The sequence below is a fragment of the Mesorhizobium sp. Primo-A genome (assembly GCF_003997175.1).
In the GTDB taxonomy this organism is placed as follows: domain Bacteria; phylum Pseudomonadota; class Alphaproteobacteria; order Rhizobiales; family Rhizobiaceae; genus Mesorhizobium; species Mesorhizobium ciceri.
On record NZ_RZTG01000005.1, the window covers coordinates 337,863 to 351,104 of the forward strand.

General features: G+C 63.1%; 12 protein-coding genes. 4 read left to right on the forward strand and 8 right to left on the reverse strand.

The features are described from left to right. Window positions 1-23: 23 nt before the first annotated feature. A complete protein-coding gene (locus EOC83_RS12350) occupies window positions 24-878 on the reverse strand; it encodes a LysR substrate-binding domain-containing protein (protein WP_013532539.1) in 855 nt (284 codons plus the stop codon). A 113-nt stretch (window positions 879-991) separates the two neighbouring features. Between EOC83_RS12350 and EOC83_RS12355 the strand changes: the two genes are divergently transcribed. Together EOC83_RS12355 and EOC83_RS12360 are read left to right on the forward strand one after the other, a co-directional pair. Further along, entirely contained in the window at window positions 992-1,399 is a 408-nt protein-coding gene (locus tag EOC83_RS12355) for a 4-oxalocrotonate tautomerase family protein (RefSeq protein ID WP_013532540.1), read from the forward strand. A 123-nt stretch (window positions 1,400-1,522) separates the two neighbouring features. Further along, window positions 1,523-3,745, forward strand: a complete 2,223-nt coding sequence (locus EOC83_RS12360) for an AMP-binding protein (protein WP_013532541.1) — start codon at window positions 1,523-1,525, stop codon at window positions 3,743-3,745. Window positions 3,746-3,772: 27 nt separating this feature from the next. On the opposite strand, the gene EOC83_RS12365 is transcribed toward EOC83_RS12360, so the two are convergent. The 3 genes from EOC83_RS12365 to EOC83_RS12375 all read right to left on the reverse strand — a co-directional run bounded on the left by EOC83_RS12365 (window position 3,773) and on the right by EOC83_RS12375 (window position 6,784). After that, complete coding sequence (locus tag EOC83_RS12365) at window positions 3,773-4,519, reverse strand: phosphatidylcholine/phosphatidylserine synthase (protein WP_224621703.1); 747 nt, start codon at window positions 4,517-4,519, stop codon at window positions 3,773-3,775. A gap of 75 nt (window positions 4,520-4,594) precedes the next feature. After that, the gene (locus EOC83_RS12370; protein ID WP_013532543.1) at window positions 4,595-5,293 is read right to left on the reverse strand and encodes a phosphatidylserine decarboxylase; all 699 of its coding nucleotides are present in this window, start codon (window positions 5,291-5,293) and stop codon (window positions 4,595-4,597) included. 198 nt (window positions 5,294-5,491) lie between these two features. Further along, complete coding sequence (locus tag EOC83_RS12375; RefSeq protein WP_013532544.1) at window positions 5,492-6,784, reverse strand: DUF4375 domain-containing protein; 1,293 nt, start codon at window positions 6,782-6,784, stop codon at window positions 5,492-5,494. Between the two features lie 325 nt (window positions 6,785-7,109). On the opposite strand from EOC83_RS12375, the gene EOC83_RS12380 reads away from it, so the two are divergent. After that, window positions 7,110-7,973, forward strand: coding sequence for an SMP-30/gluconolactonase/LRE family protein (locus EOC83_RS12380; RefSeq protein WP_013532545.1), 864 nt, complete (start codon window positions 7,110-7,112; stop codon window positions 7,971-7,973). Window positions 7,974-7,981: 8 nt separating this feature from the next. On the opposite strand, the gene EOC83_RS12385 is transcribed toward EOC83_RS12380, so the two are convergent. The 4 genes from EOC83_RS12385 to EOC83_RS12400 form a co-directional block, all read right to left on the reverse strand. Next, window positions 7,982-8,329 (reverse strand): antibiotic biosynthesis monooxygenase, encoded by a 348-nt coding sequence (locus EOC83_RS12385; protein WP_013532546.1) that lies wholly within the window; start codon window positions 8,327-8,329, stop codon window positions 7,982-7,984. A gap of 108 nt (window positions 8,330-8,437) precedes the next feature. Then, window positions 8,438-10,318, reverse strand: a complete 1,881-nt coding sequence (locus EOC83_RS12390; RefSeq protein ID WP_013532547.1) for an ABC transporter ATP-binding protein/permease — start codon at window positions 10,316-10,318, stop codon at window positions 8,438-8,440. A gap of 21 nt (window positions 10,319-10,339) precedes the next feature. Beyond that, entirely contained in the window at window positions 10,340-10,672 is a 333-nt protein-coding gene (locus EOC83_RS12395; protein WP_013532548.1) for a metalloregulator ArsR/SmtB family transcription factor, read from the reverse strand. A gap of 272 nt (window positions 10,673-10,944) precedes the next feature. After that, a complete protein-coding gene (locus EOC83_RS12400; RefSeq protein ID WP_013532549.1) occupies window positions 10,945-12,396 on the reverse strand; it encodes a LysM peptidoglycan-binding domain-containing protein in 1,452 nt (483 codons plus the stop codon). Between the two features lie 125 nt (window positions 12,397-12,521). On the opposite strand from EOC83_RS12400, the gene EOC83_RS12405 reads away from it, so the two are divergent. Further along, complete coding sequence (locus tag EOC83_RS12405) at window positions 12,522-13,133, forward strand: TIGR00730 family Rossman fold protein (RefSeq protein WP_013532550.1); 612 nt, start codon at window positions 12,522-12,524, stop codon at window positions 13,131-13,133. The last annotated feature ends 109 nt before the right edge of the window (window positions 13,134-13,242 follow it).

Sequence of the window (13,242 nt, forward strand, 5' to 3'; positions counted from 1 at the left end):
GCAAGGTCGGGTTCGTTGGGCATTCAGCCCGACAAGGCAAGGTTGGCGCTGAGCAGGGTCGCCAGATCGGCTGCCGATCCATCGGCACCGGCGCGCAGCCGGATGGCGAACTCAGCCAAAGGCACCTGCGGCAGGCCAAGCTGGCGCGGCGCCTCGACAATCCCGGAATGGGCAAAGCGAGCCGTTCGCAGCGTCAGTGCGACACCGGCGTTCACGGCTGTGCGCAGGCCGGCCAGACTGGCGCTGCCGGCAGCAATGCGGTAGCGGCGGCCGGCGGCATCGAGTGCGGCAAGTGCCGCTTCGCGAAAACCGCAATATGGATCGAGCAGCGCCAGCGGCAGTTCCTCCTGCCGCGTGGCCAGCCCCTTTTGTGAGCATAGCCATATCATCGGCTCGCGCAGCACGCCGACTTCGTCCGCCGCTGCCGTCTGGCGCATGACGATCGCCAGATCGAGGCCGCCAGACTGCAGCGCCTGCGCCAACTCGGCGGAACGGCCGACCCGCAGTTCGATCCTGACGCGCGGATGGCTGCCGGCGAAAGCACGCAGCAGATCCGGCAGGCCGCTGTCGGCAAAATCCTGCGTCGTGCCGATGGCAACGCGCCCGGCAGCGCGGGCGCCCTTCAGCGCCAGCCAAGCCTCGCGATGGACGGCAAGAATGCGCTTGGCGTGGCCGACGAGATCCTCACCCGCCGGCGTCAAACCACGTCCCCGCCCCTGCGGCGCCAGCAGCGGCTCACCGACGACTTCCTCCAGCCGCTGCATCTGGGCGGTCACCGCCGAGGGCGAACGGCCGATGCTTGCAGCCGCCTGGGCCAGCGAGCCGCTGTCGACGAAAGCAAGGAAGGTTCGGAGCAGATCGGGATCGAGCGTTTCCATACTTCGATACTATCGAAGTATCATTTAAAAACAATTCGATTTTTTTGCCTAAAAGGTGGTGGCATGGTTGTTTCAACGGCGATCGGACGCCGCTCAAGCCAAGGAGAAGAAGAATGCCTATCATCAACATCAGCGTCACCGGCAAACCTGACGCGGCGCTTTCCGCTCGCATCGCAAAGGAGGCCACAGAAATCACCGCGACGCAGCTGCGCAAGGACCCGACGATCACGGCAGTTGCCGTGTCCTATGTCGATCCGCAGCACTGGTTCGCCGGCGGCAAGTCGCTGGCCGAGCACGGCACCAACACGTTCTGGCTTGATATCAAGGTGGTCGACGGCACCAACACCAAGCTTGAGCTGGAGGCCTATCTGAAGGCGATCTTCGCAGCCTTCGGCCGTCTGCTGGGCGGCGTGCACGAGGAGAGCTACGCCTTCGTGCATGAAGTGCCGGCAGCCGCTTACGGCTATGGCGGCAAGACGCAGGAATTTCGTTTCATCAGTGGACGGCTGCAGGCGGCGTGAGAAGCAGCTTCCCGCACCAAGGGAAGCAAAAGCTCCGCATTGACCTTGCTCCCACATCGTCTAGGTTCTGGCCGACACGGCCGCAAAGAGCCGAGATGCTAAAAACGTTGGGAGAGACGCGGCATGATCCTGACACTGGCGCTGCTTGCGGGTCTTGTTCTGGCCTGGCTCCTGATTGGCGTGGCGGAAAAATTCCGCCTCGGCCTACGCTTCACCCAGGCGCTGCTCTATGTCCCGTTCAAGCTTGCCTACCGGATCGGAGACAGCCGCATCAGGATCGCCCGCAAGGCGCAGGCCCCAGTCATCTACGTCATCTCTCATCAATCGCGCTTCGAGCCGGCGCTGATGCTGTCGCTGCTGCCGGAAGACACGCTGCATATTCTCGATGAGGTCTCGGCGCGCTCGCCGTGGCTCGAACCTTGGCGCGAGCTTGGCCGTACCATCGCCTTCAACGCCGAACATGTCTTCGTCAGCCGCCGGCTGGTGCGGGTGCTGAAGGGCAAGGGCCGGCTCGCTGTCTATCTGCCGGATGCAGTCGAGCCCGACGTCAAGACGTTTCGGTTGTTTCGTGCCGTCACCCGCATCGCCATGCAGGCCGATGCCAAGATCGTGCCGATCTTCGTCGGCGGCGCGCGCAGCCTGCCGGTGTCGTTGACGCCTGGGGACAAGGCGCCACGACACTGGTTTCCGCAACTGTCGATCAGCGTGCTGGAGCCGATGACCATCACTGAGTTGGTGGCGCGCAACCCCGAGCAGGCCTCGAACACCAACGCGCTGTTCGACCGTGTCGCCGAGGCGCGGCTCTTCGGCACCAACCTCGATCGTGGCCTGTTCCTGGCCATGCGCGATGCCGCCGACCGCGTCGGCGCTTCGCATATCATCATCGAGGACGTGATCTCCGGCGCGCTGAGCTACCGCAAGCTGTTCATCGGCGCCCGCGTCCTGGGCAGGCGCTTCGAGGCGGTAACGGCTCCGGGCGAGGCAGTCGGCGTGATGCTGCCCAATGCCAATGGCGTCGTGCTGTCGCTCACCGGCCTTCTGTCGGCCGGCCGGGTGGCGGCGATGATCAACTACACGGCCGGGCCGGCGAGCGTCACCGCGGCCGTGCGCACGGCGGTGATAAGGACCGTGATTTCGTCCCGCGCGTTCGTCGAGAAGGCCGACCTTGCCGATATCGTCGCGGCGGTCGAAAAGGGCGGCGCCAGGCTTCTCTGGCTCGAGGATGTGCGGGAGAGCGTCACCGCGCTGGACAAGCTTGCCGCCGCCTTGCTGTGGCGCTGGCCGCTGCAGCGACAGGACGCGGCCAAGCCGGCGGTGATCCTGTTCACCTCGGGCTCGGAAGGCACGCCGAAGGCAGTCGTGCTGTCGCACAAGAACCTTTACGCCAACGCCATGCAGGCTGAGGCGCGCATCACCATCTCGCCCGCCGACATCCTGCTCAACGTGCTGCCGGTGTTCCATTCGTTCGGCCTGACGGGCGGCACCATCCTGCCGCTGGTCACCGGGGTAAAACTGTTCCTCTACCCCTCGCCGCTGCACTACAAGATCATCCCCGAGGTTGCGCGCAAGGGGAAACCGACCATTATGTTCGGCACCGACACGTTCCTCGCCAACTATGCGCGTACCGCCAAGGACGGCGATTTTTCCAGCCTGCGCTTCGTCGTTGCCGGCGCCGAGGCGGTGAAGCCGGAAACCCGCCGCGTCTATCGCGAACGCTTCCAGGCCGAGATCATCGAAGGGTTCGGGCTGACAGAGGCGGCGCCGGTGGTTGCCGTCAACACGGCAATCCATGGCCGCGACGGTACCGTCGGGCGGCTGCTGCCGGCCATGCGCATGAAGCTTGAGCCGATCGAAGGCATTTCCGATGCCGGCCAATTGTGGCTCGACGGACCGAACCTGATGATGGGCTATATGACATCGGACCGCCCCGGTGAATTGCAGCCGCTGACGGGCTGGCACGACACCGGCGACATCGTCGCTGTCGACCGCGAAGGCTTCATCACCATTCGCGGCCGCGCCAAGCGCTTCGCCAAGATCGCCGGCGAGATGGTGTCGCTGGGTGCTGTCGAGATGCTGGTGCAGTCGTTGTGGCCGGAAGAACGCCATGCGGCGGTAGCGGTGCCGGACAAGAGGCGCGGCGAGCGCATTGTGCTGGTCACCACCGCCGACGACGCCAATCCCGACGAGTTGCGCAGATTCGGCAAACAAGCGGGCGCCGCCGAACTGATGGTGCCCAACGACATCGTCAAGGTCGAGGAAATCCCGGTGCTGGGTTCGGGCAAGACCGACTATGTCTCGACCCGAAAGCTGGCGATCGACAGGCTGGGGCTCGGCGTCGCGGCCTGAGTCGGATCAAGCACTTCCGCCGACCTTCTAACCTATATCCGAAGGCGGTACCTTCTCGCCCTCCAGCTTGGCGCGTTTCGAATAGGCGCGCACACTGAACGGCAGGAAGATCAGGTAGCCGGCAACCGAAGCGGTCAGCGTGTACCAGGGGTAGGTCATCAGCAGCAGTACGTAGAGCACGACACCCAGGATGATCGGCAACACCCTGTCGCCCGGGATTTTCAGGCTCTTGCCGGAATAGACCGGCAGCCGGCTGACCAGCAGGAAGGCGACCAGTATGGTAAAGCCGGTGGCGACGAAGGCCGCTGGACGACTGGGCTCCAGCCCTGTGCGCAGGAAATAGAGATAGAGCGGCAGCATCACCAGCACAGCACCAGCCGGCGCCGGCACGCCGACGAAATATTCGGACTGCCATATCGGGCGGTCGGCCTTCTCGTCGTCGAGCACGTTGAAGCGGGCGAGCCTTAGCCCGCAGGCGATGGCGAACAGCAAGGCCGCAATCCAGCCCGGCGAGCCGGCACGGTCGAGCAGGAAGGCATAAAGCACCAAAGCCGGGGCGACGCCGAAATTGACGATGTCGGCCAGCGAATCCATCTGGGCGCCGAATTTGGAGGTTGCCTTCAGCATCCGCGCCAAGCGGCCATCAATGCCGTCGAGGAAAGCGGCCAGCAGCACCATCACCACGGCCGGCTCGAAGCGGCCTTCGAAGCCGAAGCGGATGCCCGACAGACCGGCGCAGATGGCAAGCACGGTGACGAGGTTGGGCAGCACCATGCGCATCGGGATCTCGCGGATGCGCGGACCGCCGCTGGCATGGGCCTCGAACTTCTTATACTGCGTGCCCACGGCTCAGGAAATCCGCACGAGGGGTGTGCCGGCGACACCGCCGAATTCGGCCAGCACGGTTTCGCCGCCGACCGCTGTCTGGCCGACGGCAACGCGCGGCGTGGCGGTCAAGGGCAGGAAGACATCGACGCGCGAGCCGAAGCGGATCAAGCCGAAACGCTCGCCGGTGCCGATCGAGCCGCCCGCCTCGGCCCAACAGACGATCCGCCGCGCCACCAGGCCGGCGATCTGGACGGCGGCGATCGTGCCGTTGGGGCTTTCGATGACCAGGCCGTTGCGCTCGTTCTCGGTGCTGGCCTTGTCGAGTTCGGCGTTGAGGAATTTTCCGGGCCGGTGTTCGATCCTGACGATACGACCGCGTACCGGGGCGCGGTTCACGTGACAGGAAAAGACATTCATGAACACCGAGATGCGGGTCATCTCGACATTGCCGAGGCCGAGTTCGCGCGGCGGCACGGCCGGCCCGACCGCCGAGATGATGCCGTCGGCGGGGCTGACCACCAAGCGGTCGTCGACCGGCGTGACGCGCTCGGGATCGCGGAAGAAATAAACGCACCAGGCCGTCAGGATCAGACCGATCCAGAACAGGACCGAGGAGAAATAGCCGAGGAAAAGCGTCGCCGCGCCAAAGGCCGCGATGAAGGGATAGCCTTCGCGATGGATCGGTACGAACGCGTTCTTGACCGTATCGACAAGGCTCATCAGCTAAAAACAGGCTCCGTTTCAAGTCCGGCCTCAATAGCCGAAAGCCCCCCTCGCCGCAACGCAACAATCGGCGGCGCGGGCGAACGGGCAAGGGCCTGTCGCCTCAGGATAGCCGAACGCTCCGCGTTCGTGAGGTCGCGACCGGCTCGCATGCCTGTGCCACTGGCGTCAGAATTTCGAGACAATCAGCCCAGATCAGTTGGCACCATCGGCTTCGGCGCGCACAAAATGTTCTTCGATCTCAAGCCTATGGGCATCCGCCAGCGGATCTTCGGCGCCCGACCTCAAGAGCGCGCTCCCGTTGGGAGAGGACACCAAAAACAGCAGTCTACCGTCAGCAGCAACTGTCCAACTGACGACCGATCCTCCCTCGCTCGGAATCAGCATCGATGGCAAAGCAACTGCTCCTGCCGTATCAATTCCAGCCCTGCGCAAAAGAAGGTCGAGGGCTGCTGGTGCCCCGTATTCATCAGCCAGTTCGATGACTGTCGCTATTGAATCAGCGCCGACATGCGACAGCTTCAGACCGACACGTGGAGCACCTTCGCCAAGTAACTCATCAACGCTATCGACCGGTCCGAGGTCGAGTTGCAGTTCTGTACCATCAGCAGCCAGGTACTGGTATGCAGCCGCATGCGTTGGCGTGACTACGCACAAACGCACCCTGCCGGCGTTGGTTACGACCGGAAATGTCATCTGCTTCTCGCCATCTATGTCCAACATCCGTCCTTTGCCGAGCCCGAGCTTAACCTCGGGCTGCGGCAAAGCTGCACAGGCGAGCCCGATGCCCACTTCAAGTCGGCTCGTCATCACTGCTTTCAGATGGAACACCGAACGATGGCGCAATCGAGGTTCGCGCCTGGAGTTGGCCATCACAATGTCAAGAGTGGCCTCCTGGCATTCGGCATCGTCGACAATCTCCAGTTCAGGCCAGGAGGCTATCCAACCCACTGCGCGGGCAAGCATCGGGACGCTGTCTTCCTCCTTGTAAAAAAGATCGTCGAGTCCATCAAGGAAATCAGCGCGGCCACCTTCGAATCCAGTCTGTTCCTCCGCTTCCTTGGGATGTTCCCGGACCCAAGCAACCATCTGTTTCAAAATAGCTAAATGGTTTTCTGCTCGCATTCCAGCCAAAGCCAAATGCACATCCGAGGTGACTTTATCGAGGTGATCACGGTAATTGTGAATAAATTGGCTATGGCCGCCATTAGCCACTTCCATCCCGTATAGGTAAGCGTGAAAAAACTGCCTCGCTGACGGCGGTATTTCGTGATCTTTGTAGAGGCCCTGATCAAACATTGCGGTCACGAAATCCATGACTGCAGTCACGAGGTCAGCAACGTAGTTTTCCTTAGCGGCGCGCTCGACTGCTGAAAACGGGACAACAATTGAAGTCACGCGCGGACTGGCCGTCGGTTGCTCCGGCTGGTGCGCCGAAATCGTTGTCGACTGCTGCAGCCTTTTCTTTCGCGAAAAAATTCCGAACATTCCAAAGCCTTCTTACCCGGAGGAAAGCAATACCGGTAGATCAGAGTCTGTCAGCAGAATATCACTTGGAAAAGTGGATAAAAAGGCGCTTGAAATTCATTTTCACTGCGTCTTACCAATATTTTGAAGAACACTTCAACCGATAGTTTGAAGAACACTCCAAAAACTGACCTCGAGGCTTCGTCGCGAACTCAGCAAAGAGCAGCCAAACCAAAATTATCGGTTCTGTGCCTGTCGGCAGACCGCTGCCTCGCCCGTCCTTGGTGAGACAGCGCCATCATGGACCATTTGGCGATGCTGACGCACTCAACAAGGAGTCCCCTACATGCAGAAACCACCTGCCCCCCAAGCGCATCTCGTCACTGCCGGTCTCGCTTTCGGCGAGTCGCCGCGCTGGCATGACGGACGGCTGTGGCTTTGCAACTGGGGCACCGGCGAGATTATCGCCGTCGATGCCGACGGCAACCGCGAGGTCATGCTCACCGTACCGGCTGTCCTGCCCTACTCCATTGACTGGCTGCCGGATGGCCGCCTGCTCGTCATCTCCGGCCGCGAAGGGCTGCTGCTACGACAGGAGGCCGACGGGAGCCTCGTCACTCGCGCCGATTTGCGTGACCTGTCGAAAAGCCCTTGGAACGAGATCGTCGTCGACGGGCGCGGCAACACCTATGTCAATGGCGGCGGACCGGCGCCGGCTTCTGGCGAGCATTTCAGCCCCGGCACCATCGTGTTGATCACGCCGGACGGCGCGGTCCGGCAGGTGGCGGAAAATATCGCCTTTGCCAACGGCATGGCAGTGAGCCCGGACAACAAGACGCTGATTGTCGCGGAATCCCATGCCAATCGGCTGACCGCCTTCGACATTGCCGCCGACGGCAGCCTTGCCAACCGAAGGGTCTGGGCCGACCTCGACGGCTATCCCGACGGCATCTGCCTCGATGCCGAAGGGGCGGCCTGGTATGCGGATGTTCCCAACAAGCGTTGCGTGCGGGTGCGTGAAGGCGGCGAGGTGCTGCAGACAGTGACCGTCGATCGCGGCTGCTTTGCCTGCATGCTGGGCGGCACCGACAGGAAAACGCTGTTCATTCTCGCCGCCGAATGGCGCGGCTTCGAGCATATGGTCAGCGACGCCCGCACCGGCCAGGTGTTCAGCGTCGAAGCGCCGGCACCTGGCATCGGCTGGCCGTAACAGCCTTGCTACAGCCCGGGAACCCTCTGATAGTTGGCGATGTCGGCGCGAACGCCGAGCCGGGCGATCGTCTCCTGCGGGTTGAAGGCGATGCGCTCGTGCGCGGCCTTGACGATCGGCACGACATTGTCGACGGCCGCCTGGCTTTCCCATTCGACGATGGTGACGAGGTTGAATTCGCCCGGCCCGGAGAATTGCTCGAGCAGGAAATCCTGCACGAAGCCATGCTGCAGGCGCAGCAATTCATGCGTTGTCCTGACCTTGGCGAGTATCTCCTCGCGGGCGCCGGCCGGGACGACGAATTTGTCCACCCTGAACACGCTGCCGCCGTTAACAGTCTGATTTATCTTGCTCATTTCGATTGCTCCGTTCCTGGATCATGGTGTTTTTTGGGCTCCAGGAACGGCCTACAATCTCAACTTAAGTTGAGATCAAGTGCAAAAATCAGATCACACGCCGAACCTTCAATTCACCTCCGACGTGCGCCGGCGGACGATGACACCAAGTTCGTCGCCTTCGCGAGCCAAGCGCAGCCGCTCTTCGGCCTCGGTCGCCTCGCGCTGGCGGTCCCACATCGAGGCGTAGAGGCCATGCTTGCGCATCAGCTCGGCATGGGTGCCGCGCTCGGCGATCTGGCCGTCCTGCAGCACGATGATCTCATCGGCCGTGATCACCGTCGACAGGCGGTGAGCGATGACGATGGTGGTGCGGCCACGGCTGACCAGATCGAGCGCGGCCTGGATCTCCTGTTCGGTGTGGCTGTCGAGCGCCGAGGTCGCTTCGTCGAGCATCAGGATCGGCGGCGCCTTCAAAATGGTGCGGGCGATTGCCACGCGCTGCTTCTCGCCGCCCGAAAGTTTTAGCCCGCGTTCGCCGACCATCGACTTGTAGCCGTCAGGCAATCGCTCGATGAACGGGCCGATCTGAGCGAGTTCGGCCGCCTTGCGCATATCCTCCTCGCTGGCACCGATGCGGCCATAGCGGATGTTGTAGGCGATGGTGTCGTTGAACAGCACGGTGTCCTGCGGCACCATGCCGATCGCCCCGCGCAGGCTCTCCTGCGTCACGTCCCTGATATCCTGGCCATCGATCAGCACCTGGCCGCCCTGCACGTCGTAGAAGCGGAACAGAAGCCGCGAGATGGTCGACTTGCCGGCACCCGAAGGCCCGACAATGGCGACGGTCTTGCCGGCCGGCACCTCGAAGCTGATGCCCTTCAGGATCTTCCGGTTCGGGTCATAGGAGAAGTGCACGTCGCGGAACTCGACCTTGCCGGCGCTGACCGCGATTGGCCTGGCATCCGGCTTGTCGACGATCTCCTGCGGCACATCCAGCAGATCGAACATCTGCTCGATATCGGTGAGCCCCTGGCGGATTTCGCGGTAGATGAAGCCGATGAAATTGAGCGGCACCGACAGCTGCATCAGCATGGCGTTGATGAAGACGAAGTCACCGACCGTCTGCGTGCCGGCCTGCACTTCGAGCGCCGACATGCACATGACGATGACGGTGCCCAGGCCGAAGATGATGCCCTGCCCGAAATTCAACCAGCCAAGCGAGGTCCAGATGCGCGTCGCGGCGACCTCGTAGCGTGCCATGGAGCGGTCGAAGCGCTCGGCTTCCATGCCCTCATTGTTGAAATATTTCACCGTCTCGTAGTTGAGCAGCGAGTCGATTGCCTTGGTGTTGGCGTCGGTATCGCTGTCGTTCATGTCGCGGCGGATCGAGATGCGCCAGTCGCTGGCGCGGACCGTGAACCAGACATAGACCCAGACGGTGACCGCGACGACGACCACATATTTCCAGCCATAGGTGTAGGCGAAGATGCCCGTGGTCAGCGCGAATTCGAGGATGGTCGGCGCCGTGTTGAGCATGATGAAGCGCACGATCGTCTCGATGCCCTTGGTGCCGCGCTCGATGATGCGCGACAGGCCGCCGGTGCGGCGCTCGAGATGGAAGCGCAGCGACAGTTGGTGCATGTGAACGAAAGTACGGAAGGCGAGCTGGCGCACGGCATATTGGCCGACGCGGGCAAACAGCGCGTCGCGCAACTGATTGAAGCCAAGCTGCACCAGGCGCACGACATTGTAGGCGACGACCAGCATGACGGGCGCCAGCAGGAAGCTCGGCAGCGGCGGCGCCGATTTGGCGTCGCCGGCCAGCGCGTCGGTCGCCCATTTGAAGAAATAGGGACCGGCGACCAGCGTCAGCTTGGCGACGACCAGCAACAGCGTCGCCCATGTGACCCGGGCTCTCAGATCGGCGCGATCCGCTGGCCACATGTAAGGCCACAAATTGAGCAGCGTCTTGAAAGTCGAGGAGTCGGAGACGGTTTTTTCGGCCATTTCTTGTGCCTTCTTCTTATTTCAGCGGCCGGAGCAGCAGGAATTGACGAGAGCGGCCACCGATGCGGAGACATCGGCGAGCGCGGCATGGTCGATCGCATAGCGCGAGCGCTGGCGATCGGGCTCGAAGCGAACCAGCCCGGCTTCGACCAGTATTTTCAGATGTTGTGACACGGTGGACTGCGCCAGATCTAAGCGGTCGACGACCTCGCGGCAGCAGCAGGAACTGCTCGTCGATAGGTGTTTCAGGATTTCGATCCGCGCCGGATGGGAAAGCGCTGCAAGTCGGGCGGCGACCGCACGGCTGTCCGGACCGCCGCATGATGCGTTTGTTTCCATCAGGGATTCTGCCATCGTTCATCGGCGATAGACGATGAACGGGCACGGGGCAAGCTAACCCTATGGGCAGAGCGCCGGAACCGCCAATCTCCCCCTCGTGGGAGAGATGTCCGGCAGGACAGAGAGGGGCGCGAAGGATCGCGACTTTCCACGATCAAAGCATTACGAGCAGCCGTAAGGTAGCTCGACCGGATTTGGCCGACAGGCTGGCGAGACAGCGCCCTCCTCTGCCCTGCCGGGCATCTCCCACAAGGGGGAGATTGCGCTCAACCGTCGGCGCTCAAACCCTACTCCGTCTTGGCGGGCGCTGTCGTTGCCTGCTCGCCCATGGCCTTGAGGTCGGCGGCTTCGCCTTCCTTCGACTTTTCCGGGACCTTGAACACCTGGCCCGGCCAGATGCGGTCGGGATCACTGATCTGGTCCTGGTTGGCGAGGTAGATGGTCGAGAAGCGTACGCCGTGGCCATAGACGCGCCGCGAGATCCGCCACAGCGTGTCGTTGCGGCGGATGATGACGGCGCCGTCGGCATGTTCAAGCTTGGGCGCCACCGTCTCGGGCACATCGCTTGGCGGCGTCGCCTCCGCCATAACGGCCGGAGCCTCGGTGGCGGGAGCAGGCGTCGTGGCCGCGGCCGGTGCCTCGGCGGCGGTAGGTGCGGCCGGCTTGGGCTGAACGGGCTTCGGCGCCGAGGGTGCCACGGCGGCGATCGCTTCGCCGGGCTCACGCTCGAACGGTACGGCCGCGCGGGCCACAACTGTCACACCGTCGGCATCGAGGCCGTCGACATGGATTGTGTAGCTGCCGACCGGAACGTCGCGCGTCGCCTCGACCAGGAAATGACCGTCCGTCGAAGTTTGCGCGTCACCGAGCAGGATGTCGTTGGCATAGGCGCGCACCTTGCGGCCGGCATCGGCGAGGCCGGCGACAAAGATCTTGCTGCCGTCGATCTCGACCGCCTCGACGACGATCTTGGGCTCGGTCACGCCTGCAGCGGGCGGCGTCGCCGGCGCTGCAGGAGCCGGTGTTGCGTCGACCACGGCTGGCGCTGGGGCGGCTGGCGCCGGAGCGGTTGCGGGGGCTTCGGCTGTGGGAGCAGCCGGCGCGGCGGCCGGAGCAGCCGGCTTTGTCTCGGGTGCGGGAACGGTCAGCAATTCGGCCGGCTTGCCCGGCTCCTCGACCATGGCCAGCACCTGGCCGGCCGCATCCTTGGGAACCGAAACGACGGCGGTCTGCACCGAGGGCGTTACGACGTCACCGGTGGTCGCGCGCAGCGCGATCGTATAATCGCCGGGCTTCAGCGGATCATCGAGAATGATAACGAAGGCGCCATCGGGACCAGCGACCGTCGAGCCAAGCACCGTCGAGCCATTGAGGATTTCGACCTTGGCGTTGGGCGCCGCATTGCCGGCGACGACAATCGAGCCATTGCTTTCAACGCGCACGACGTCGAAAGACGGTGCGACCGGACCGGCCGCAGCCGGCGCGTCCGCGGCCGGTGCGGCCGGTGCCGTTGCCTGGGGCACTGCGGCGGGAGCCGCCGGGACCTCAGCGGCGGGCAGCCGCGCTTCGGTGCCGGGATCAGCCGATTTTGCCGCTGCGGGCGGCGTCTGCGCCGCCACTTGCGCCGGCGGCGTGGGATTGAGATACGGGTCGAGTGCGCCCGCTACATAGGCGGTTCCCGCGGCCGCAACGGTCCCACCCGCCGCGAACAGGAACGCCTTCAGTGGATTAATTGCCATATTTCCCTACCCCTTAGCCACCTAACGCCGGTCTAGCCTGTTTTAGCAATACCGACAAGAAAAAGCCCAGGCCGTTAACCCTTGGGGCTTGACCGCGCTTTCAGACCCAATCACCAATCATCGACATGAACACGATTCGATCCGTCTGCGTCTATTGCGGCTCGTCTCCGGGCCGCGATGAAATCTATATCAAGGCCGGACACCTGCTCGGGCGCTCAATTGCCAAAGCGGGATTGCGGCTGGTCTATGGCGGCGGCACCAAAGGCATCATGGGCGCTGTCGCCGAAGGCGCGCTCAAGGCCGGCGGCAAGGTGACGGGCATCATTCCGCGCTTCCTGATCAACAAGGAGGCGAGCGAAACAGCGCTTGACCGGCTCGATGAACTCTTGATCACCGACAACATGCACGAGCGCAAGCACAAGATGTTCGAGAAATCCGACGCCTTTGTGGCACTGCCGGGCGGCATCGGCACGGTCGAGGAGATCGTCGAGATCATGACCTGGGGACAACTTGGCCATCATCGCAAGCCGATCGTCTTCGCCAATGTCAAAGGATTTTGGGATCCGATGCTGGCGCTGCTCGATCACATGGCCGCCGAAGGCTTCATCCACACCGCGCAGCGGGTCAAGCCGCTGGTCGTCGACGACCCCGAAGCGATCGTCGCCGCCATCATGGTAGCCGGATCGTCCGTCGACGCCCCGACCGAGGGCGTGCAGTCGGTGATCGACAAGATGTAGGGCGATAAGGAATCGGGGCAGTAAGGCAGTATGTGAATTGCCTCGAGTGTCCTGCCTACTCCCCTACTCCCCTACTCCCCTACTCCCCTACTCAGCTGCCAGATCGCGC